General features: G+C 62.7%; 17 protein-coding genes and 3 pseudogenes. 14 read left to right on the top strand and 6 right to left on the bottom strand.

Features of this window, described 5'->3' with window-relative positions; all coding sequences use genetic code 11:
* Window positions 1–85 precede the first annotated feature (85 nt).
* On the top strand, window positions 86–1,825 hold the full coding sequence (locus tag HLH21_RS11910) for a relaxase/mobilization nuclease domain-containing protein (protein WP_182943986.1): 1,740 nt from the start codon (window positions 86–88) through the stop codon (window positions 1,823–1,825).
* 232 nt (window positions 1,826–2,057) lie between these two features.
* Here HLH21_RS11910 and HLH21_RS11905 read toward each other — a convergent pair whose 3' ends face one another.
* The 4 genes from HLH21_RS11905 to HLH21_RS11890 form a co-directional block, all read right to left on the bottom strand.
* Window positions 2,058–4,598: a DEAD/DEAH box helicase gene (locus HLH21_RS11905; protein WP_182943966.1), complete on the bottom strand. Its 2,541-nt coding sequence runs from the start codon at window positions 4,596–4,598 to the stop codon at window positions 2,058–2,060.
* Window positions 4,599–4,662: 64 nt separating this feature from the next.
* A complete protein-coding gene (locus HLH21_RS11900; protein ID WP_182943965.1) occupies window positions 4,663–5,634 on the bottom strand; it encodes an ATP-binding protein in 972 nt (323 codons plus the stop codon).
* A gap of 332 nt (window positions 5,635–5,966) precedes the next feature.
* Complete coding sequence (locus HLH21_RS11895; RefSeq protein ID WP_182943964.1) at window positions 5,967–6,278, bottom strand: CcdB family protein; 312 nt, start codon at window positions 6,276–6,278, stop codon at window positions 5,967–5,969.
* A gap of 4 nt (window positions 6,279–6,282) precedes the next feature.
* Complete coding sequence (locus HLH21_RS11890; protein ID WP_029605669.1) at window positions 6,283–6,552, bottom strand: type II toxin-antitoxin system CcdA family antitoxin; 270 nt, start codon at window positions 6,550–6,552, stop codon at window positions 6,283–6,285.
* Between the two features lie 173 nt (window positions 6,553–6,725).
* On the opposite strand from HLH21_RS11890, the gene HLH21_RS11885 reads away from it, so the two are divergent.
* Complete coding sequence (locus HLH21_RS11885) at window positions 6,726–8,726, top strand: conjugal transfer protein TraG (RefSeq protein ID WP_182943963.1); 2,001 nt, start codon at window positions 6,726–6,728, stop codon at window positions 8,724–8,726.
* 7 nt (window positions 8,727–8,733) lie between these two features.
* Window positions 8,734–9,162 (top strand): ribbon-helix-helix protein, CopG family, encoded by a 429-nt coding sequence (locus tag HLH21_RS11880; protein ID WP_182943985.1) that lies wholly within the window; start codon window positions 8,734–8,736, stop codon window positions 9,160–9,162.
* Window positions 9,163–9,195: 33 nt separating this feature from the next.
* Here HLH21_RS11880 and HLH21_RS11875 read toward each other — a convergent pair whose 3' ends face one another.
* The gene (locus tag HLH21_RS11875) at window positions 9,196–10,251 is read right to left on the bottom strand and encodes an aldo/keto reductase (RefSeq protein ID WP_182943962.1); all 1,056 of its coding nucleotides are present in this window, start codon (window positions 10,249–10,251) and stop codon (window positions 9,196–9,198) included.
* Window positions 10,252–10,430: 179 nt separating this feature from the next.
* On the opposite strand from HLH21_RS11875, the gene HLH21_RS11870 reads away from it, so the two are divergent.
* From HLH21_RS11870 to HLH21_RS11820, 11 genes and pseudogenes are all read left to right on the top strand, one after another.
* Window positions 10,431–11,351: an AraC family transcriptional regulator gene (locus HLH21_RS11870; protein WP_182943961.1), complete on the top strand. Its 921-nt coding sequence runs from the start codon at window positions 10,431–10,433 to the stop codon at window positions 11,349–11,351.
* Window positions 11,352–11,533: 182 nt separating this feature from the next.
* A pseudogene (gene trbB, locus HLH21_RS11865) lies at window positions 11,534–12,510 on the top strand (P-type conjugative transfer ATPase TrbB).
* Window positions 12,507–12,839, top strand: coding sequence for a TrbC/VirB2 family protein (locus HLH21_RS11860; RefSeq protein WP_182943960.1), 333 nt, complete (start codon window positions 12,507–12,509; stop codon window positions 12,837–12,839). The pseudogene trbB and the gene HLH21_RS11860 overlap by 4 nt, the downstream one beginning before the upstream one ends.
* The gene (locus HLH21_RS11855) at window positions 12,839–13,117 is read left to right on the top strand and encodes a VirB3 family type IV secretion system protein (RefSeq protein WP_182943959.1); all 279 of its coding nucleotides are present in this window, start codon (window positions 12,839–12,841) and stop codon (window positions 13,115–13,117) included. Before HLH21_RS11860 ends, HLH21_RS11855 begins: the two co-directional genes overlap by 1 nt.
* A 12-nt stretch (window positions 13,118–13,129) precedes the next feature.
* Window positions 13,130–15,562: a conjugal transfer protein TrbE gene (gene trbE / locus HLH21_RS11850; RefSeq protein ID WP_182943958.1), complete on the top strand. Its 2,433-nt coding sequence runs from the start codon at window positions 13,130–13,132 to the stop codon at window positions 15,560–15,562.
* Complete coding sequence (gene trbJ, locus HLH21_RS11845) at window positions 15,559–16,338, top strand: P-type conjugative transfer protein TrbJ (protein WP_182943957.1); 780 nt, start codon at window positions 15,559–15,561, stop codon at window positions 16,336–16,338. Before trbE ends, trbJ begins: the two co-directional genes overlap by 4 nt.
* Before the next feature lie 14 nt (window positions 16,339–16,352).
* Window positions 16,353–17,783: a P-type conjugative transfer protein TrbL gene (gene trbL, locus HLH21_RS11840; RefSeq protein WP_182943983.1), complete on the top strand. Its 1,431-nt coding sequence runs from the start codon at window positions 16,353–16,355 to the stop codon at window positions 17,781–17,783.
* Window positions 17,783–18,466, top strand: coding sequence for a conjugal transfer protein TrbF (gene trbF, locus HLH21_RS11835; protein WP_182943984.1), 684 nt, complete (start codon window positions 17,783–17,785; stop codon window positions 18,464–18,466). The genes trbL and trbF overlap by 1 nt, the downstream gene beginning before the upstream one ends.
* Window positions 18,463–19,465 (top strand): annotated as a pseudogene (trbG, locus tag HLH21_RS11830) (P-type conjugative transfer protein TrbG). The gene trbF and the pseudogene trbG overlap by 4 nt, the downstream one beginning before the upstream one ends.
* Window positions 19,462–20,649, top strand: a pseudogene (locus tag HLH21_RS11825) (TrbI/VirB10 family protein). The pseudogenes trbG and HLH21_RS11825 overlap by 4 nt, the downstream one beginning before the upstream one ends.
* Window positions 20,646–20,879 (top strand): DUF2274 domain-containing protein, encoded by a 234-nt coding sequence (locus tag HLH21_RS11820; RefSeq protein ID WP_041249229.1) that lies wholly within the window; start codon window positions 20,646–20,648, stop codon window positions 20,877–20,879. Before HLH21_RS11825 ends, HLH21_RS11820 begins: the two are co-directional and overlap by 4 nt.
* A 2-nt stretch (window positions 20,880–20,881) precedes the next feature.
* Here the strand turns inward: HLH21_RS11820 and HLH21_RS11815 are convergent, their stop codons facing one another.
* On the bottom strand, window positions 20,882–21,796 hold the full coding sequence (locus HLH21_RS11815; protein ID WP_182943956.1) for a LysR family transcriptional regulator: 915 nt from the start codon (window positions 21,794–21,796) through the stop codon (window positions 20,882–20,884).
* Between the last annotated feature and the right edge of the window lie 4 nt (window positions 21,797–21,800).

Below are 21,800 nucleotides of genomic sequence, written 5' to 3'. Positions count from 1 at the left end.
GAGGTGCGTGGAAATTCCATACCTCGCGTCGAGGCGTCATCTCTTTGATCCGACGCGATCTTTCGCGCGGTGCAGGGCAGTTTTCATGAATAGGGACGAGGAATTTCGCATCCGGTCAGGGCGCATCCGCTCTACCCGCGCCCGGCAGGCGCGGCCTTTCGTGACGCAGGTGCTGGCGTCGGTGCAGCGGGCCGGTGGCAGGGTGTCCCGCGCGGGGAAAATCGGTGCCGGGCGTCGCTCCAGTTTCGGGCGTGGGAGGGCCGCCGCTCATGCGGCCAATCGCCTGCTCACCAGCCGCTCACGGGGCGTCGTCATCAAGGCCCGTGTCGTGCGCCATGCCCCGCGCGCCACACCATTGGCAGCACACCTGCGGTATCTCCGTCGGGAGGGCGTGACGCGGGACGGGGAGGACGCGCGCCTGTTCGGCAAGGACAGCGACGACATCCGCGCCTCGGACTTCGCGGAACGCTGCGATGACGACCGCCACCATTTCCGCTTCATCGTCTCCCCGGAGGACGCACCGGAGATGTCGGACCTGCGGGCTTTCGCGCGGGATCTGATGGGGCAGATGGAAACCGATCTCGGTACGAAACTGGACTGGGTTGCCGTCGATCACTGGAACACAGCACATCCCCATTTGCATGTTATCGTTCGGGGTGTCGCGGAGGACGGTTCCGACCTGGTGATCGCGCGGGATTATATTCGCGAGGGGATGCGCGCCCGTGCCCAGGATCTCGTGACGCTGGAACTCGGGCCACGCACCGATCATGATATCCATCAGGCGGTCGAACGGCAGGTGAATGCCGACCGCTGGACCCCGCTTGACCGTCAGCTTCAGAGGGACGGCGGGGAAGATGGTGTCATCGCTCTTGGGCGCGCGTCGGGCGAAACGCCGGACGCCTTCGCCACGGTGAAGCTGGGTCGCCTGCGCCGCCTGGAAACCATGGGGCTGGCGCACCAGGTCGGGCCGGATCGCTGGCGGATGGACGAGAGTGCGGAAGCGACGCTGCGGGAGATCAGCGAGCGCAACGACATCATCAAACGGATCCACCGGGGGCTGGCGGAGCAGAAGATCGATCGTGCCGCATCATCCTGGGTAATGGCCGCCGAGGGCACCACCGATCCCGTCATCGGCCGATTGGTCGATCGCGGCCTCGACGATGAGCTACGCGGCACGGCCTATGCGGTGATCGACGGAATTGATGGTCGCACGCACCATGTCCGCCTGCCGCACCTCGAAGCCGCAGGTGATGGGTCGGTCGGTTCGATTGTCGAACTGCGGCGTTTCACCGACAAACAGGGACGTGATCGTATCGCGCTGGCTGTGCGTTCGGACGTCACGCTGGAGCGACAGGTGACGGCGGAGGGTGCCACCTGGCTCGACCGGCAGGCCATCGCGCGGGAGCCTCTTGCCCTTGCGTCCACCGGGTTTGGCGCCGAGGCCAAAGAAGCCATGGAAAAGCGGGCGGATCATCTGGTGAAGCAGGGGCTGGCCAGCCGCGACGGCGGGAGCATCCGTTATGCGCGGAACCTGATCGGCACCCTGCGTCAGCGGGAACTGGACGCGCTGGGCCGGAACCTCGCCGGGAAGTCGGGAATCCCCTTCCGGCGGAGTGACGAGGGCGATCCCGTTGCCGGCACCTATCGTCAGCGTCTCAACCTGGCGTCGGGCCGGTTCGCCATGATCGACGACGGGCTGGGCTTCGAGCTGGTGCCGTGGTCGCCGTCGCTGGAAAAACAGCGAGGGCGGGAGGTGTCGGGAATCATGCGCGGCGATGGGGGGATTGACTGGTCGTTCGCGCGGAAACGGGGTTTGGGTCTATGACCGGGAAGCGGGGGAAGCGGAAGGTCTGCTTATGGAGTGCCAACATATGAAAACAGACATTTCTTGGAACCGAGCTGGCCCTCTCTGCTAAATCCGCGTCGTTGGACGTTCCAGAACGGTGGGTTACGGGGCGTGCACGACGGCATGAAACATCCGTTTAACAAAAGAAGCCACCCTCCTGACACGCCTGTTCCTCTTTGGTAGGTACCGATGATGGGTGGCGGTCGATCCGTTAGAAGCTTCCATCGTCGACGTTCTCAGGATCTTCAAAAGTGTTAGTTGTCGGATTCCAGAAGACTTGTTTCCAATCTTGGCCGGTCGGTTCGATCTGCTCGTGCGGAACCCATGAATCACCATCGTCGCGATTCTTGTAGCGATACATGAGAAGCTTCGTGTCACTTATGTCGAAGAACTTCACTTCAAGCAACTCCCGCTCGACGAGCGTACCGTTAATCCGGACGCTGACGATGCTACCTGGTTCATAGACCACCAACTCGCCGCTTCGAACCGGCAACTGCCGTCCCACCGGCATAGTGCCCTCCTGCAAGCTGCTGTGCCAGTCCATTAGCTTTCCGACAATATCGCCTGGGATCAGAGCATCACTGCCCGCCATCTCTGCCGCCCTCTTCAGGCGGTCGAGGACCTGACCGAAGTCCTCAAACAACGCCTCAGTCAGCCGGAGCCCCCCATAGATGCTGTCGTAGACCACGATTGTATCGGTCGCCCGTGTGAGTGCTCCGTTCTGGTAGAAGGCGATGTGCGAATGTGTGTCGTCAATGTCAGTGGGAGCGATGCTTTTTTTGCGAAGGATCATCTGTCGAAGTGCGGCCGAGACAGCACGCCGAAGCTGGGCTTGCTGGCCACTTCCAGAGAACCACGGTTCCTTGATCTGGAGCACGATTCCCGTCGTGCTGAATTCGCGCTGCTTTTTGCTCATGCGCGGGTCTTTTGCGCGTAGGTCTCTGTAGATGAACGATGTGCCGCCTATCTTATAGCCAAGGACCGCCTCATTCACCTGGAGAGCAACCTCTGCGATCAGCCCGCGTTCGCCCGATAGTATGCGATTTGAAACAACATCTTCCGACGAAGCGCCGACATTGACGGTTTTGTGCAAGATAGGCTGCGTGATAACCGGGCTTTTTGCATCATAGAGCCGGATGGAGCGGTCGAAGGAGCTCGACTTCCATTCCGACACCTTCATTGGCCGTTTCAGGTGCAAATAGGTGGCGCCGGGATAGGCTTCGCGGATGGCTTGGTTCAGGGCTATGTCGCCGATGTTTTCGGCTTCACTGCGTGAACCCTCCTTCAACTTGTAGTTCGGTTCGCCGACCTGCCTGAGGGGGTAATTGAAGTGGGGGGAATCAGCACCGATCTGCGCGATCAGCTCGAATTCCCTCGGCCGACGGATGCCGGGTCGCGCCAACTCGAAGACCTTCTCGAACGAATCAGGCCAAATAACGCCCGGCGGCATCTTGGCTTCGCTGAAGCCCAGCTGCTCGGACTCGTCCATCAGGCACCTTGCATGGGCGAACTGAATGAACCGGTTATCGAGATAGAGATACGACTGCTCGACTGAACCCTCGAAATATTCCTGAAAGCTCGAACCGAGTTGAGTGAATGCATGTCGTGGTGCGATTACCGCGAAAACACCTTCCGAGGAGCGACCTACGCGACCCAACCTTTGACGAAACGCCTTCTTCGACTGCGGGACGCCGAGATTCAGGCCGACAGTGAACCCACTGACATCGATGCCAACCTCCAGCGCCGATGTGGAGACGATGCCCCGGAGTAGGCCTTTGCGTAACTTTTGCTCAATTTCGGCCCGGTCGTGCCCTTCGTAGCCGCTACGATACGGCAGGACATCATCGCGGTCGATCACTCGGGCGACCCGCTCGACGCCCTGACGCGAATTGTGGAACGCGATGAAGGTATCGGTGGTAGCGTGCTCCATCTCATTGATGATGCCTTGTAACATCGCTTCTGCTGGTCCGCCAATATCGGGGCCATCAATGTGCAGAAGGGTTCTGGGATGGCTGGGCGACCCATCATCGGCCTCGTCAACCGCAACGAATGGCCAACCAGTCAGGTAGGTCATATGATCTACCGGGCTGTGAATGGTCGCGGTCGCTGCGATGATTTGAAGCTGTGTTCCCGTACGGAGGTCCTTTGCCGCCCGATTCCGAGCAACCATGAACCGACGCATCAGATACGCAACATTGCTCCCGAAGACGGATTCGTAAACATGTGCTTCGTCAATAACGAGAAAACGCAGCTTGCCGAGAAAATGTTTAAAAGCCGGATTAGAAACCTGCCGCATGAACCATGCATGAAGCAGGTCGGGGGTTATTGCTACGATGCGAGCGTTCTGTAGGGCCTCGTAACGCTCGTCCATCCGGATATTGCCGTGAAGCTCAGCCACCGTGTGTGCGGGAAGCCCAAGCTCCAGAGCCATTTGCCGCCAGCGCGAGAGTTGGTCGGCAAGAAGAGCCTTCAGGGGGTAGATGACCAGTGCAACGCCGTCGCCCTCTAACAGTTCACGCATGATTGGCAGTTGGAAAATAAGCGACTTGCCCGATGCGGTGCCGGTTGCCACTACGATATTCTGGCCGTTGTCGATGTGCTGAAGGGCGACGGCCTGATGGTTCCAAACTGTATCTGCCTTGCCGTGCTTGGCTATCAGCCACTCACGTAAAGTGCCTTGGTTGAAGGCGACGGGGGTAGCAGCCACGCGTTCCGGCCTGCCGGGGATATCCACCCGCTCGATAACCGTCAACTTACCACTGTCACAGAGCGCATCGAACGCGTCCTTGACCCTCAATGTCCCCCTATGCACCGCGTCAATTCCCCTTTGGGTTCGCAGACATTGAGGCAGTCGACGGTTTCCCGACAGCAGCTTCGTCTCTCAGCTTTCTGAGCTCACGATCAATGTCTTCCAAATTATTACTATTTAGTTTCAATATGACGGTGGTCCCTTTCAGATGGGTTGGGTCCGTCTTAACGCGTTCTTTGGACCAAGTTTTGGCGAGCGATCCGGAGGCAATCGACAGAGAGCCACCGCTTGCAACACACAGACCCTTTACCATGTAGAGCCCGTAGCCGCTGTTCGCCCAAACGCTGCGGGAAGACTGCTTCCGCCAAGTCTTAGAGGACACGCCCGGTCGCACGGCCAAGTCCAGTGCTTGGTCGTCTTCAACGCTTCCGATCTTCGGATTGGAGGATAGCGATTTGGCGAGACCGATCCCCCGGTCAGTGATGGCAATCTCCGCTTCGCCGGTCATAGGCCAATATTGGGCGGCATAGGTGAGATCGGGGGAGGAGCTGTGTTCCACCACGTTCCGGATCATTTCTCGAATGGCATAGGCTAGCGTCTGAAACGCAGAAGTGTCGCGAGACTGGAGCAGCAACTCGACCATATCTTCGCTCAGTCGCTGAACGGTGTCGCCATGGTGTTCCATCTGCTCGGACGCCTCGTCCTTGATGTCGTTCACAATTAGGGAGCTGATTGGAATGAACCGGTCACTGGAACTAGCGGCGCTGACCTCATTTCCGAACATCAAGCCGAATGAGCGGAAAAAACCGGCATGTGCAGCATATGTCAGATTTCTATGGTTTAGCGCCCTCCGATGCACCTCAGGGTGTTCTTCGCAAAATTGACGAAGCGCAGCACTCACAGTGATCATCCACCCAGGTGTGGCGAACTTTACAGACCGGAAATCGAAATGGACCTCATCAACACCATCAAGCCGGGCCAATTCTGCACTGAATTTGTGAAATGCATGCCGGGAGTCAGGCACCTTTAATACGATCATGTTTCCGGGCCCTCAGGGCAGATTTGGAAGTATCTCAGCCTGCAATCACCAGCCGATCATCCAATGCATTACTGAATGTGTTTGTTGCTTTAACCCTTTAGGGGTGCAGCATAATGATGCTAACAGAAATTAGATACTTACTGATCCGTTGATTCCATCTATATGTGTGGAAACACATAGATTAATTAATTGGATTACTCTTGCAGATTCTTATTTAATTCTAAAAAATAGATATTTTCAACGCCAGTGCCACAACAGCATGCCCGCTATGCGATATTCACTTAAGAGGTTCTATGTCTGGGTTGAGGGCGACAGCGGAAGTTCCGCGCCCCTCACGCCCTACTGACCAGTTCGTCCAGTGCCCTGATGATCGTGTCCTGGTCGCGTTCGGCCAGGACGCCGACTGCGGTTCCAAGCCGCGCGGCGGGGACAGTCGCCAGGTCGAACGGGTTGGCGAAGACCTCCTCTCCCTCGACATGGAGATGCGGCGTCAGCGGATGATTCGGCGGGGCGCTGCCGGACCGTCTGACGAGCGGCATGACGACCCGGCCCACGCTGCGCTCCAGGCGGCTGCTCTGGATCTGCACGACGAACGGGATGTCCCGGTTACGGCCGGGGTTCCGGTAGATCGCGAATTGCGGCATCGGCTCAGAGCGTCGAGAATTCGTCGCTCAGGAAGCCGTGCCGCGCGTGCAGATCGTTCACCGCGTCGATCACGCCATCGAGTTTGCGTTGTTCGTCCTCGCGCTGTTGCCGCGCGGATTGCAGGTAATCGCCCAGCAGGGTCTCGACCGTCGCCGAAAGATTGGGCGTCACTTCCCGGACCTGCGCCAGCAGATCGGTGTTGAGCGACAGGTTGACCGGGCGGCGAGGCGCGCTCCGGTCATAGGAAACGCCGAGGCTGGTGCGGCTGGGCATGATCCGACTCCTTATGCGCATATCGTGCGCATAAGATGAGGATGCCGACGCCAGACCGCAACGCGCAAGTATTTTTTCGCTCCTGCCCGCTCCAGTACGATGGGTGCCCGATCATGCTTGCGCCTTGGAAAAGGCCGGTTCTTGGCTGTCTCCCATGACGAGGGGAGGACTCGATGGATCAGCCGGGAACACGCATCCAGTGGGGACAGGCTCTCGTGGTCCTGTCCATGATCGTGCTGTCCTGGTGGACGGCGACACAATGGACGGCCTGGGAACTGGCGTTCCAGCCGGAACTCGGCCGACCGTGGTTCACGATCCTGCATCGCTGGCCGGTCTATGCCCCGCCGCTGTTTTTCTGGTGGTGGTACGAGTTCGACGCTGACGCGCCGGCGGTGTTCGCGAGGGGTGCCTGGATCGCGGGCTCCGGCGGTGTACTGGCTTTTGCTGCGGCGGTGGCGCTGTCCGTCCATCGTGCCCGCGAGGCGAAGCGCGCGGCGACCTATGGCTCCGCCCGCTGGGCTGAGGACGCGGAAATCCGCGCGGCGGGGCTGCTGGGCGAGGATGGCGTCGTGCTGGGCAAATACCGCAGGGCCTATCTCCGACACGATGGCCCCGAGCACGTCCTGACCTTCGCGCCGACGCGTACGGGTAAGGGTGTGGGCATGGTGATCCCCACGCTCCTGACCTGGCCGGGGTCGGCTATCATCCATGACATCAAGGGTGAGAACTGGCAGATCACCGCCGGTTTCCGGAATCGCTTCGGGCGGGTGCTGCTGTTTGACCCGACCAATCCGGCGTCCTCAGCCTATAATCCGCTGCTGGAGGTCCGGCGTGGAGCGTCGGAAGTTCGCGACGTGCAGAACATCGCCGATATCCTGGTCGATCCCGAAGGCTCGCTGGAACGGCGCAACCACTGGGAGAAGACCTCCCATGCGTTGCTGGTCGGAGCGATCCTGCATGTGCTCTATGCCGAGGACGACAAGACCCTCGCCGGGGTGGCGAAATTCCTCTCCGACCCGAAGCGGTCGATCGAGGCGACCCTGTCCGCCATGATGCGTACACCGCATCTCGGGAAGGCAGGGCCTCACCCCGTCGTGGCGTCGGCCGCACGGGAATTGCTGAATAAGTCGGACAATGAACGCTCCGGCGTACTGTCCACCGCCATGTCGTTTCTCGGTCTCTACCGTGATCCCGTGGTAGCCACCGTGACAAGTCGCTGCGAATGGCGGATCAGTGACCTGCTGGAGGGCGACCAGCCTGTCTCGCTGTATTTCGTCATCCCGCCCTCGGATATCAGCCGCACCAAGCCGCTGATCCGCCTGATCCTCAACCAGATCGGGCGGCGGCTGACGGAGGATCTGTCTGGCCGGGAGGGGCGGCGTCGCCTGCTGCTGATGCTCGACGAGTTTCCCGCTCTTGGACGTCTGGACTTCTTCGAGAGCGCGCTCGCCTTCATGGCGGGCTATGGGATCAAGGCGTTCCTGATCGCGCAATCCCTCAACCAGATCGACAAGGCATACGGTCAGAACAACAGCATCCTGGACAATTGTCACGTCAGGGTCAGTTTCGCGACTAACGATGAACGGACCGCGAAGCGCGTGTCCGATGGTCTGGGGGTGGCGACCGAAATCCGGTCGCAGAAGAACTATGCCGGCCATCGGTTATCTCCCTGGCTCGGGCACCTCATGGTCTCGCGTCAGGAAAGCGCGCGGCCCCTGATGACGGTGGGCGAGGTCATGCAGCTTCCGGCACGGGATGAGGTGGTCATGGTGGCGGGCTGTCCGCCCATCCGGGCGCGCAAGGCGCGGTATTTCCGGGATCGTCGCTTCGTCGAGCGCATCCTGCCGCCGCCCGATCCCACGCAGTTGCTCCGGCCTGTCCGGCCCGATGACTGGAGTGGTCGTCCGTCTCCTGTTACCCCGCCACCGGAGCAGACGGGGTCGCCGGCAGCACCGGATAAACCCGACGACGCGGATAGTGATGAATCCCTCGGCACGGGACGGAAATGGTCGCGCGAGCATGATCCGGCGGATGTCGGCAAACACAGGAAGCGCACAGGCCCCGACCTCTTTGGCGAGGCACTGCCACCTGACATGGAAGCACGGGATCGCGCCGACCTGACGCGGATCGCCCGGCAGGCTGGGCTCGACCATGGCAACGATCTCGGGCTGTGAGGGCGTGATGAGGACATCCCTGAAAAAGGCGCGGCTGTCGGTCTATCTGGAACCGAAGCTGCTGGACGCCCTGACCGCCCATGCGGCGCGGCGCGATCTTTCCCTGTCCTTGGTGGCGGAAGCGGCCATCGCATCTTTCCTGTCGCCCGATGCCGATGAGCGGCGGGAGGCGGCGATGAGCCGCAGGCTGGACCGCCTCGACCGGCAGGTCGCCCGCATGGAGCGCGATCTCGGGATCAGCCTTGAGACGCTGGCTCTGTTCATCCGCTACTGGATGACGGTCAGCCCATCCTTGCCGGAACCGGCCGCAGCGGCAGTGCGGGCGCAGGGGGCGGAGCGCTACGAGGCGTTCGTGGCTGCCCTTGGTCGACGACTTAGCCGGGGGCCACTCTTCCGGCAGGAGATCCCGGACGACCTTCGGGCGGAGGCCGAATAAGGGCTTCCCGGCGTCGGTCGGCCCCTGCGCGTACTACGATGTTTTCGGCAACTCCCCCGCCTTGGCGCCGGCGCGATAGCCACTTTGCCGTTCGATCATCCAGCCCGGATATTCCGGCGGCAGGGCGCTGCTCGCATCCAGCGTCGTCAGTTCCTCGGGAGACAGCGTGACGGTGGTGGCTGCGATGTTATCCTGCAACTGGTCCGGACGTTTCGCACCGATGATGACGCTGGTGACCGCCTTGCGGTGCAGCAGCCAGGCGATGGCGATTTGTGCCACGCTGCGTCCGTGCGCCTCGGCGATGGGGCGCATGGCGTCGATGACGGCGAAGGCCCGGTCGCGGTTGACCGGCGGGAAGTCGAAGCTGGCGCGACGGCCGTCGCCGGAGACGGAACTGCCGTCGCGAAGATATTTGCCCGACAGCAAGCCGCCCGCCAGCGGGCTCCAGACCATCAGCCCGACCTGCTCCTCGGCCAGCATCGGCGCGATCTCGCGCTCCAGGTCGCGGCCGGCGATGGTGTAATAGGCCTGCAGCGAGCGGATCATCGCCAGGTTCCGGCGCTCGGCGATGCCCAGCGCCTTGCTGATCTGCCAGGCCGCCCAGTTGGAGACGCCGACGTAGCGGACGGCGCCCGAGCGGACCAGCGTATCCAGCGCCTCCATCGTTTCCTCGATCGGGGTGAGAGGATCGACGCCATGGATCTGGTAGAGATCGATATGGTCGAGTTGCAGCCGTTTCAGGCTGGCATGGCATTGGGCGATGATATGCGCGCGTGAGGCGCCGCGCGCATTCGGACCGTCGCCCATCGGCCCCAGCACTTTGGTCGCGACCACGACGTCGTCGCGCGCCACGCCGAGATTGCGCAGGGCCTGGCCGGTGATCTGTTCCGACAACCCGGTGGAATAGACGTTCGCCGTGTCGATGAAATTGATCCCGGCATCGAGTGCGGCGCGGACCAGGCCATCGGCGCTCTCCTGTGCGATCCCGCCGATTTGTTCCCAGATGCCCCCCTGACCGCCGAAGGTCATGGTGCCGAGGCAGAGTTCCGAAACCAGGAGGCCGGTGCGGCCGAGTGGATTGTATTTCATGGGATGAGATCTCCGCAAAAAAGACGGACCGCGTGATGCGGTGTGGCGGCATAGTGCCGCCGGGGAGGGGCCTCGCGGTAGGAAGATCCCATCGCGTTCTTGCATGATGCTATCAGAAGTAGACACCGCGCCTTGTGCGCCGTCATCCACAAGAGCAGTTTGATGGCGGAGGATCATGAATGTCCGCGATCGATCACCTGCGCGATCTTATCGGGCGCCACGCGGCCGGACGGCGCACGCCGACTGCCGTGCCCGGCCTCATGCTGTTCCACTCCGAAGGTCGATCGGTGCCGCTGAACTGCATCTACCGCTCCCGGCTCTATCTAATCGTCCAGGGCCGCAAGCAGGTCGAGCTTGGACAGCACGCCTTCACCTATGACGACAGCCATTACCTGATCACGACGGTCGATCTGCCGGTCAGCAGCGCGGTGATCGAGGCCAGTCCGCACCAACCCTATCTGGCGCTCAGTATCGATTTCGATCCGGCGGTGCTGGCGGACCTGCTGCTGTCCGTGCCCGTCGGCGGGGACAGAGGGGCAGGGGATGAAGCCGGTCTGGCCGTCGCATCGCTGGACGAGGCGTTGCTGGATTCCGTGCGCCGTCTTGTAGCGCTGCTGGATACGCCAGGCGATATAGCGGTTCTTGCCCCGCTGGTGCGGCAGGAAATCTATTACCGCCTGCTGATAGGCCCGCTCGGCGTTCGGCTTCGGGCGATCGCGGTGGCGGACAGCCACCTGACCCGGATTGCCCGGGTCATGGCCTGGATGCGGACGCATTATGCCGAGGAGTTCGGGATCGACAATCTGGCGCGCCTCGCCGGTATGAGCGCGCCTTCGCTGTTTCGGCATTTCAAGGCGGTGGCGCTGATGAGCCCGATGCAGTACCGGACCTGCATCCGGCTGCAGGAGGCCCGGCGGCGTCTGGTGGCGGACGGGGATGACGCGGCGGAAGCCGGTTTTGCCGTGGGGTATGACAGCCCTTCCCAGTTTAGCCGCGATTACCGGCGTATGTTCGGGGTACCCCCGGCCCGTGATGCCGCCCGGCTGCGGGGGGACTCTATGCTCCTTGCGCAGGAGGTCGAGGAAGAACGCCTTTCCTGAACCTGTCTGTCGGGCTTCGTCTGCCGGTTTCGATAAACCGTCAGGAGCAAGTAAAACCCGCATCCGTTACGATCTTGTACGATCGTGAGAAAAGGCTGTTGAAAATAGGAGAAAACAGCACTCTCTAATGATCCCCGTCGTCGTCCGGAGAAGTCGGATGACCTGGCCGGACGGGGATTTCCATGACGGTTACACCAATTGAAAATGGTGCCCGACAGCGCGGTATTTCTATGCTGCGCACGGCGATGGGACCGGCGATTGCGGGGCATCTTGCCGATTCCGCTGTGGTCGAGGTGATGCTCAATCCCGACGGGCGGCTGTGGATCGACCGTCTGGCGGGCGGCATGGGGGACACGGGCGAAACCATCACACCGGCCGATGCCGAGCGCATCGTGCGCCTGGTCGCCCATCATGTCGGGGCGTAGGTGCATGAGGCAGCACCACGCGTCTCGGCGGAACTGCCAACCGGCGAGCGCTTCGAGGGGCTGTTGCCGCCTGTGGTGACGGCCCCGAGCTTCGCGATTCGCAAACCCGCCGTCGCCGTGTTCACCCTCGACGACTATGTCGAGGCCAGGATCATGACCGCAAAGCAGGCGGCATATCTTCGCAACGCTGTGCAGAGCGAAAGAATATCCTGGTCGCGGGCGGCACGTCGACCGGCAAGACCACATTGGTCAATGCCCTGCTGGCCGAGGTGGCCAAAACCGGTGATCGCGTCGTCCTGATCGAGGATACGCGCGAACTGCAATGCACGGCGCCTAATCTCATAGCCCTGCGGACCCGTGAAGGTGTGATTACCCTTTCGGATCTCGTCCGGTCCGGTCTCCGCCTGCGCCCCGACCGTATTCCGATCGGTGAGGTGCGTGGTGCCGAAGCACTCGATCTGGTCAAGGCATGGGGCACTGGCCATCCGGGCGGCATCGGTACGCTGCATGCCGGATCGGTGCTGGCTGCCCTGTATCGTCTGGAACAACTGATCCAGGAAGCGGTGGTCACGGTGCCGCGCGCCATGATCGCGGAAACCATTGACGTGATCGCGGTCCTGTCCGGACGCGGCAATGCCCGCCGGCTGTCCGAACTCGCCACCGTGGACGGGATTGATCCCGCCACAGGTATCTATCGCATTCATCCAGTACATACCAACGGAGATTCTCGATGACCCGCGCTCTCTTTCGCGTGCGCCAGCACGCGCCTGCCATTTCCGCCATGCTGCTGCTTTCGGTTGCATGGTGCTCCTCGGCCTTGGCGTCCGGGTCGGACATGCCGTGGGAAACGCCGCTGAACGAGATCCTGCAATCCGTGCAGGGTCCGGTGGCTAAGATCATCTCGGTGATCATCATCACAGTCACGGGTCTGACCTTGGCCTTCGGGGAGTCCTCAGGCGGATTCCGTCGCCTGATCCAGATCGTCTTCGGTCTGTCCATCGCTTTTGCCGCCAGCTCGTTCTTCCTGTCGTTCTTCTCCTTCTCTGGCGGAGCGCTGATCTGATGGCCGTCGGATATGAGGATGACGCGGTGCCGGGCTTTCATGTCCCGGTGCATCGCTCGCTGACCGACCCGATCCTGCTGGGGGGCGCGCCGCGTGCTGTAGCCATCGCTAACGGCACGCTGGCGGCGGCGATCGCGCTCGGCCTGCGGCTATGGCTGATCGGCGCCGTCTTCTGGATCGCCGGTCATGGGCTCGCGGTGTGGGGGGCGAAGCGCGATCCGCTGTTCATTGAGGTCGGACGGCGGCATCTCCGCTATCCCGCCTGGCTCCGGGCTTAAGGAGGATCGGCCATGATGTCCCTTGGGGAATATCGCAACCGTGCTGCCCTCCTGTCGGATTTCCTGCCCTGGGCCGCGCTGGTCGGAAAAGGCGTCGTTCTCAATAAGGACGGCAGTTTCCAGCGCACAGCAAAAATTCGTGGCCCCGATCTGGATAGTGCCACACCGGCCGAACTGGTGGGTGTGACGGGGCGGCTGAACAATGCGCTCCGCCGCCTTGGCTCCGGCTGGGCGGTGTTCGTGGAAGCGCAGCGCGTCCCGGCGCCCCTCTATCCTGACAGTGACTTTCCCGATGCCGCCAGCCAGATGGTCGATCTCGAACGCCGGGAGCAGTTCGAGGATGAGGGCGCGCATTTCGAGAGCCGGTATTTCTTGACCCTGGTCTGGCTGCCGCCAGCGGAATCATCAGGCCGTGCCGAACGCTTTCTCTATGAGGGCAGGGAACGGGACGGCCCCGATCCACACGGAATACTCCATGCGTTCGTCGACCGCACCGACCGGATGCTGGCGTTGCTGGATGGGTTCATGCCCGAGGCCGCGTGGCTCGATAATGGCGAGACGCTGACTTACCTGCATTCCACGATCTCGACCCGTAACCAGCGCGTCAGGGTGCCGGAAATCCCGATGTATCTGGATGCCCTACTGGTGGACCAGCCGCTTTCGGGCGGTCTGGAACCGAAGCTCGGCGATGCGTATCTGAAAACCCTGACCATCACGGGTTTCCCCAGCCGCACCTTTCCCGGAATCCTGGACGACCTGAACCGGCTGGCCATGCCCTATCGCTGGTCCACCCGTGCGATCCTGCTGGACAAGACGGATGCGACGAAGGTGCTGACGAAAATCCGTCGGCAGTGGTTCGCCAAGCGGAAATCGATCGCGGCGATCGTCCGGGAAGTGATGACCAACGAGGCGTCGGTGCTCGTGGACAATGACGCTGCCAACAAGGCCGCGGATGCCGATCTGGCCTTGCAGTCTCTCGGAGCTGACGATGTCGGGCAGGCGTATCTCACCGCGACCATCACAGTCTGGGATGGTTCCGCCTCCATCGCGGCCGAGAAGCTCCGGCTAGTCGAAAAGATCATCCAGGGCCGCGACTTCACTTGCATGGCGGAGAGCCTCAACGCGGTGGAGGCGTGGCTCGGCTCCTTGCCCGGTCATGTCTACGCCAATGTCCGCCAGCCGCCTGTTTCAACCCTGAATCTGGCGCATATGATTCCTCTGTCCGCCGTGTGGGCTGGGCCGGAACAGGATGGCCATTTCCGTGCTTCCCCCCTTTTCTACGGCAAGACGGCGGGCGCCACGCCATTCCGGTTCAGCCTTCACGTCGGGGATGTCGGTCACACGCTGATCGCAGGACCGACCGGGGCAGGTAAATCCGTGCTGCTGGCACTGATGGCGCTCCAGTTCCGCCGCTATCCGGGATCTCAGGTCTTCGCCTTCGATTTCGGCGGCTCAATGCGGGCGGCGACGCTCGGCATGGGCGGAGACTGGCACGATCTCGGGGGCGGACTGACCGACGAGGATGATGGGCAGCCCGCCGTGTCACTCCAGCCGCTGGCAAAGATCGACAATGCCGACGAGCGCAAATGGGCCTCAGAATGGCTGGGGCAGATTCTCGTGGGTGAGGGCGTGGCATTGACGCCGGACGTGAAATCCCATCTCTGGTCTTCTCTCAACTCCCTCGCGTCATCGCCCGCCCATGAGCGGACCCTGTCCGGACTGGTAGCGCTTCTCCAGTCCAACGCCCTGAAGCAGGCGCTGGTGACCTATTGTCTGGGCGGTCCCTATGGCCGCCTGCTCGATGCGGACGCCGAACGTCTTGGCGATGCGGACGTCGTCGTGTTCGAGACTGAGGGGCTGATCGGCTCCGGCGCGGCGTCTTCCGTGCTGTCCTATCTGTTCCACCGCATCGAGGGCCGTCTGGACGGCCGCCCGACCCAGTTGGTGATCGACGAGGGCTGGCTGGTCCTGGATGACGGGGATTTCGCCGGCCAGTTGCGCGAGTGGCTGAAAACCCTGCGCAAGAAGAATGCATCGGTGATTTTCGCCACCCAGTCCCTGTCCGATATCGCCAATTCCCGCATTGCCCCGGCCGTAGTGGAAAGCTGCCCCACACGGATCTTCCTGCCGAACGAGCGGGCGATCGAACCACAGATAGCCAAGATTTATCGGGATTTCGGGCTGAATGACCGGCAGATCGCCATCATTGCCCGTGCCGCGTCGAAGCGGGAGTATTATTGCCAGACCCAGCGCGGCAACCGTCTGTTCGAACTGGGGCTGGGACCGGTGGCGCTCGCCCTGTGCGCGGCATCAGGGAAGGACGATCACAAGCTGATCGATGCAGTGCTGGCGGAACACGGACGTGCCGGATTTCTCGCGGCATGGTTCGACGCACGCAGCGTGGCATGGGCTGCGGACCTTCTGCTGGAAGGAGGCGTGCCATGACGGAAAAACTCTTCCGGATTCATGCAATACTTTTCCGTCGTATGGGACTGTTCGCATCCGTCACGGCGCTGGCCGTTGGTGCCAGCGTCAGTTCGGTGCAATCCGCCCATGCGCAATGGGCGGTCTATGACGGGGCTGCGCATGTCCAGACCGTGCTGATCGCGGCGCGGGAATTGCAGCAGATCGACAACCAGATCACGTCTCTCGCCAATCAGGCGCAGATGTTGGTCAACCAGGCGAAGAATCTCGCCCTGTTGCCCTTGTCGACATTGTCGACGCTGCAATCAACGATTTTCCAGACCACCGCGCTACTCGCGCAGGCGCAGAACATCGCCTACAGCGTCACCTCGGTCGAGCAGCAGTACCAGCAGTCCTACACGTCCGTCTCGTCGGGGATGTCCGACAGTGCCCTGTTCAGCCAGGCCCAGACCCGCTGGCAGAATTCCGTCGGCGGGTTCGAGGATGCCCTGAAGATGCAGGCCCGTGCCGTCGGCAATATCCCGTCCGACAGCAGCGCCATGACCCAGCTCGTCTCAGCAAGCCAGAGTTCGAGCGGCGCGCTCCAGGCGGCGCAGGCCGGCAACCAGCTTCTGGCCCTGCAATCCCGGCAGCTCTCGGACGTGGTTGCCGTGCTGTCGGCCAACGGACGGGCACAGGACCTCGACCGGGCGCGTGAGGCGGCGGCCGAGGCGGAAGGCCGGGCGCAATACGAACATTTTGCGCAGCACGACGCCTATGTGCCGGGCGCCGTCTCCGTCTTCAATGACGGGAACTGACGGTCATGGCGGGCATGGGTATGGCGAATGCAGGCGTCATCGACAATTTCCTGAACAGCTTCACCACGACGATCGATAGCGGTTTCGGTCTGGTGAAAAGCGATGTCGTGTCCCTGGCCGGTTCGCTGTCCGTGCTCGACATCGCGCTCGCCGGTCTGTTTTGGGCCTGGGCGGCAGACGAGGACATCATCCAGAGGCTGGTGAAGAAGACGCTCTATATCGGCTTCTTCGCGTTTGTCATCGATAATTTCGACGTACTCTCGAAGAAGATATTCGACAGCTTCGCAGCCCTCGGCCTGAAGGTTGGCGGCGGAAAGCTGGCGCTGGGTGATTTCGTGCATCCCGGCAGACTGGCGGCGACGGGGTTTGACGCGGCGCAGCCGCTGCTGGATGCGATGCACCAGTTCCTCGACCCGATCCATTTTTTCACCGGCTTCGCCCAGATCGCGGTGTTCCTGATCTCCTGGTTCATCGTCATGGCGGCGTTCTTCGTGCTCGCCGTCCAACTTTTCGTGGCGATCATCGAGTTCAAGCTCACCACGCTCGCGGGGTTCATCCTGATCCCGTTTGCCCTGTTCAACCGCACGGCGTTCCTCGCCGAGAAGGTGCTGGGCAACGTGGTGTCCTCCGGCGTGAAGATCATGGTCTTCGCCGTGATCAGCGCCATCGCCTCGACGCTGTTCTCTCAGTTCACCACCTCCTATGGCGACAGCCTGCCGACGATCGGCCAGGCGCTGTCCGTGGTCCTCGCGGCACTCGCGATGATCGGGCTCGCCATGTATGGCGGCAGCGTCGCCAACGGGCTGATTTCCGGTGCGCCGCAGCTTGGCGCGGGAGCCGCAGCAGGAACCGGTATGGCGGTGGGTGCGATGGGAGCCGCTGCCGTGGCTGCCCCCGCTGCCCTGGCGTCGGGCGGGGCTGCCGCACTCGGCGCGACGGCAGCCGCCGCACGCGGAGGGGCAGCCGTCGCGGGCGCCGCCACGACGGCCTACAGCGCCGGAGCGGGCGGTGCCGGAGGCGTGGCTGCCGGTATCGGCGGAATGGGCCGGGCTGTTGGTGGCGCTGCCGTGAACGCGGCGAAGAGCAAGGTCGGCGCGGCGGCGTCGTCATTGAAGGAAAGCTACGCGGCCGGCGGACGCTGGGCCGCTGGTGCGATGGGCAGCGGGGGAGAAGGCGACGGTCCGTCGCATAACGGTGGGTCTTCAGGCCCGTCCGGCGGCGGGGATGACCCCGGTTCCGGGCCTGCCGGTAGCGGCAACCCTGGTCGCGGCCCCTCGGGAGGCGGCCCTGATGGCGGCGACGCCTCCGACGGCAAGCCGCCGCGCTGGGCGCGGAAGATGAAGCGCCGCAATGCTGCCGCCCATGCTGCCGAGGCCGCCAATGTCATCCGCTCCGCCGATGGCGGCGGCGGATCCGCTTCCATCGATCTCTCGGAGAAAGAATGATGTTCCGTCGCTCCACCACACGCTATGGGACCACGCCCGAGCCGGTGACACCCTATCAGAAAGCAGTGCAGGTGTGGGACGAGCGGATTGGTTCCGCCCGCATCCAGGCCCGTAACTGGCGGCTGATGGCGTTCGGTTCCCTGTTCCTGTCCGCCGGTCTCGGGGCTGGCCTGGTCTGGCAGTCTATGCGCGGCACCATCACGCCGTGGGTGGTGCAGGTGGACCGGCTGGGGCAGGCGCAGGTCGTAGCCCCGGCGACAGGGGGCTACATGCCCGCCGATCCGCAGATCGCCTGGTATCTGGCGCAGTTCGTTCACGACGTCCGCTCCTTGTCGTCGGACGCCGTGGTGGTCCGGCACAACTGGCTGCGCGCCTATGATTTCACCACCACGTCCGGGGCTGCGGCCCTGAACGATTACGCGCGGCTCAATGATCCGTTCTCGCGCATCGGGCACGAACAGGTCGAGGTGGACATCGCCTCGGTCATCCGCGCCTCGCCCGGCAGCTTCCGCGTTGCCTGGACTGAGCGCCATTACCGCGACGGGGCGTTTACTGGCACCGAGCGCTGGACCGCCATCGTCTCGGTCGTTCTGCGCACGCCCCGCGATGCCGATCATCTTCGCCGCAATCCACTCGGGATTTTCGTCTCCGCCATCAACTGGTCGAAGGAGTTGGGTCAATGATCCGCATGATCGTGCGCGCGTTGCCGCTGACGCTGCTCGCCCTGTCCGCCTGCTCGGGGCAGTATCATCCGCCTGTCATTCGCTACGATGACGCCGTGCAGGCGACACGTCTGCCGGACCCGCCGAAGCCCGTACGGGTGGTGGAGGTGCCACAGCCTCTCCCGTTGCCGGGGCAGCTCAAGCCGCTGCCGCCACGACGCACGGCCCATCCGGCCCCCGAAGTCGCCGACCCGACGGCACGGGTCACGCAGGCCAATCTGGCCGCGCGTATCCAGCCCACGCGCGCAGGGTTCATCAACGCGGTGCAGGTCTATCCCTATTCTTCCGGAGCGCTCTATCAGGTCTATACCTCGCCCGGCGAGATTACCGACATCATGCTTCAGCAGGGCGAAAAGCTGGTCGGCACCGGGCCGGTTGCCGCCGGAGATACCGTGCGCTGGATCATCGGTGATACCGAAAGCGGGGGCAGGGGCGACAAAACACATCCATATTCTGGTCAAACCGACGCGGCCGGACCTGATCACAAACCTGATCGTCAACACCGACCGGCGGACCTATCTCGCCGAACTGCGCTCCACGCCCGCGACCTACATGGCATCGGTGTCGTGGGACTATCCCGAGGACGACCTGATTGCCCTGCATCGACAGGACAGTGCGGCCGATGACGCTGCCCCCGTGGACGTGGGGCTAAATCTCGACGCGCTGAATTTCCGCTACGCGATCGAGAGTGTGAAAGGCGGAGTGCCCCCCTGGTTGCCCGGCCGGGCCTTCGATGACGGCCACAAGGTCTATATCGCGTTCCCGTCCGGGATCGGGCAGGGGGAATTGCCGCCACTCTTTGTGCTGGGGGCCGATGGCGGGGCGGAACTGGTCAATTACCGGGTCCGGCAGAACTGGATGATCGTCGATCGCCTGTTTGCCGCCGCCGAATTGCGGCTCGGGGATAAACACAGCGAGCAGCGCGTGCGCATCGTCCGCACCGATGGACGGCGGACATGACTGGGCAGGTTCCAACAGCGGGCGAAAATCCAGCGGTTCCGGCAACAGGGGGAAATTCCGCATCACCACCGCCCGATCTGCGTCTGAGGGCCGAACGGCCGCGCGTGGTAAGGCTCAACCGCACCGTGGTCTGGGCGCTCGGCGGTGCGGGCATGCTCGCCATTGGTCTGGCACTCGGCTACGCGCTGGAGAACAGCAGCCACAAAGCGCCACCGGCCGCCAGCCAGGACACGGATGTGCGTCCGTCCGCCGATGGGCTGGCGGGGCTGCCCTCAGACTACGTCGGCAGTGGCGTCCCGAAGCTCGGTCCTGCACTGCCCGGTGACCTTGGGCACACCATCCTGAAGGCACAGGGGAAAGCCGCATCAGGCGGGGATGATCGCCGTGTCGCGCAGGAGGTCGAGGCCGCGATCGCCAGCCGGCTATTCGTGCAGACGGGGGAACGTGACCGCGCCGGCGAACAGACGATGCCGCCCGCGCCGGACGCTCCTGCCACTCAGGGGCGGGCGTCCACCACGACCGGGCCACAGGCTGGGAACCTCGCCTTTCTGGAAGGGCAGCCTGATCGCGCGACGACCAGCCCGGACCGCATTGCGCCGCCTGCCTCACCTTATGTCCTCCAGGCGGGCACGGTGATCGCTGGCGCATTGAACACGAAGATCAGTTCCGACCTGCCGGGCCAGATCGTGGGGCACGTCACGCAGAACGTCTATGACAGCCCGACCGGCCGCTATCTGCTGATCCCGCAGGGCAGCAGGCTGTTCGGGGCCTATAACAGTGGGATCTCCTTCGGGCAGCAGCGCACGCAGATCATCTGGACGCGGCTTATATACCCCGACGGCGAGAGCCTCGTGCTGGAGAAGCTGCCCGGTGGTGACGCCATCGGCTAGTCCGGCCTGTCTGACGAGGTCGACAATCATTGGGGCCAGCTTTTCAAAGCGGCCCTGGTGACCACGCTCCTCAGCGTCGGCTCCGAGGCGGGCACCAGCCAGAGCGAAAACAATCTGGCCCAGGCAATCCGCTCCGGCGCCAGCAACGGCTTCTCCATGGTCGGCAACCGCCTGATCGACCGCAGCCTCAACGTCCAGCCCACCCTGACCGACCGGCCGGGACTACCCTTCACCGTCATTCTCAGCCGCGACCTATTGCTCAAACCCTATCAGAATGGAGGAAATTTAAGATGACAGAGCTGAAGATCACGGAAATCCCTGACGAGAAACCGGTGAAAATGACCGTGGCGTTACCCGCCGATCTTCATCGTGATCTGCTTGCCTACGCAGCACTTTTTTCCGGTAGCGATGGGACGATGGATCCGGCCCGACTGGTCGCGCCCATGCTCCGGCAGTTCATGATATCGGACAAGGGGTTCGCCAGGGCGCGGAGAAAGAGGAAAGGAACGTCGTCAGAAAAATAGCTTCATGGTCTGTGGCTTTCGATATAGCGGGCGAAACTCAGGGCGCAGGGATTTTCATTGTCGGGTCGCCAGACGATCCCGAATTCCAGATGGGAGGAGCCACCCGCGTCCCGGATTTCCGTGATCGCGATGTCATGGCCATGCCGATCGCGGATCAGCGGTAGCCACGAGGCGGGAAGCAGGGCGACGCCTTCGTTGTTCTGGACGAGTGCGACGATCCTGTTGCTGCCGATATCATGACGCTGGATCTTTGGGCGGATGCCGGTTTCCCCGAGCTTGCGCTGGATGAGTGCCTCGAAGTCCTGACCCGCGTTGTCGCGTCCCGTGAGGAACGTCTCGTGACGCAGGTCTGTCCAGGATACTTCCGGTCGTGTTGCCAGGGGATGATCAGGGGGGAGTGCGGCCACGATGCGGTCGCTCCACAGAGGCGTGACCCGCAAGGAGGGCGCCAGGTTGCGGCGGGTGACGACCGCGAAATCGATCTGCCCGCGCTGGAGCCGGCGCAGCAGCCTCTTGCCTGTACCCTCGGAATAGCGAAAGACGATATCGGGGTGAGTGGCGCGGAAGTCTGCCGTGAAGGTCGAGAGTCTTCCGGGCAGCACGCAGGTCTGGATACCGATAGAGATCTGGCCATTCTCGCCCTTGCCCGTCCGCCGAGCGCGGGTGTTCATGCCTGCCACATTGTCCAGGATCGTCTGGCTCCAGCGGATGAATTCCTGACCGAACATGGTTGGAGCAGCGCCCGCCGGCGAACGGATGAACAGCCTGACATCAAGCCGCTCCTCAAGGTTATGCAGGGATCGGCTGACGGCCGATTGTCGGATGTTCAGGAAACGCGCCGCGCCGTGGATACTGCCGTGCTCGGCGATTGCCCGCACGCACAGCAGTTGCCACAAATCGAATGGCGGACGACGCATGGCC

Origin of the sequence: Gluconacetobacter johannae, from assembly GCF_014174305.1 — a bacterium.
Lineage (GTDB): Bacteria > Pseudomonadota > Alphaproteobacteria > Acetobacterales > Acetobacteraceae > Gluconacetobacter > Gluconacetobacter johannae.
Note: the sequence above shows the minus strand (reverse complement) of the source record. Positions and strands in the feature narration are given on the sequence as shown.

Bases quoted from the DNA above. Each gene is read 5' to 3' on its own strand.
- HLH21_RS11895 (WP_182943964.1), bottom strand. From the start codon at position 6,278: ATGCCGCAATTCGCGATCTACCGGAACCCCGGCCGTAACCGGGACATC.
- HLH21_RS11870 (WP_182943961.1), top strand. From the start codon at position 10,431: ATGTCCGCGATCGATCACCTGCGCGATCTTATCGGGCGCCACGCGGCC.
- HLH21_RS11910 (WP_182943986.1), top strand. From the start codon at position 86: ATGAATAGGGACGAGGAATTTCGCATCCGGTCAGGGCGCATCCGCTCT.
- trbJ (WP_182943957.1), top strand. From the start codon at position 15,559: ATGACGGAAAAACTCTTCCGGATTCATGCAATACTTTTCCGTCGTATG.
- trbE (WP_182943958.1), top strand. From the start codon at position 13,130: ATGATGTCCCTTGGGGAATATCGCAACCGTGCTGCCCTCCTGTCGGAT.
- HLH21_RS11880 (WP_182943985.1), top strand. From the start codon at position 8,734: ATGAGGACATCCCTGAAAAAGGCGCGGCTGTCGGTCTATCTGGAACCG.
- trbF (WP_182943984.1), top strand. From the start codon at position 17,783: ATGTTCCGTCGCTCCACCACACGCTATGGGACCACGCCCGAGCCGGTG.
- HLH21_RS11900 (WP_182943965.1), bottom strand. From the start codon at position 5,634: ATGATCGTATTAAAGGTGCCTGACTCCCGGCATGCATTTCACAAATTC.
- HLH21_RS11890 (WP_029605669.1), bottom strand. From the start codon at position 6,552: ATGCCCAGCCGCACCAGCCTCGGCGTTTCCTATGACCGGAGCGCGCCT.
- HLH21_RS11855 (WP_182943959.1), top strand. From the start codon at position 12,839: ATGGCCGTCGGATATGAGGATGACGCGGTGCCGGGCTTTCATGTCCCG.
- HLH21_RS11860 (WP_182943960.1), top strand. From the start codon at position 12,507: ATGACCCGCGCTCTCTTTCGCGTGCGCCAGCACGCGCCTGCCATTTCC.
- HLH21_RS11820 (WP_041249229.1), top strand. From the start codon at position 20,646: ATGACAGAGCTGAAGATCACGGAAATCCCTGACGAGAAACCGGTGAAA.
- HLH21_RS11885 (WP_182943963.1), top strand. From the start codon at position 6,726: ATGGATCAGCCGGGAACACGCATCCAGTGGGGACAGGCTCTCGTGGTC.
- HLH21_RS11815 (WP_182943956.1), bottom strand. From the start codon at position 21,796: ATGCGTCGTCCGCCATTCGATTTGTGGCAACTGCTGTGCGTGCGGGCA.
- HLH21_RS11875 (WP_182943962.1), bottom strand. From the start codon at position 10,251: ATGAAATACAATCCACTCGGCCGCACCGGCCTCCTGGTTTCGGAACTC.
- trbL (WP_182943983.1), top strand. From the start codon at position 16,353: ATGGGTATGGCGAATGCAGGCGTCATCGACAATTTCCTGAACAGCTTC.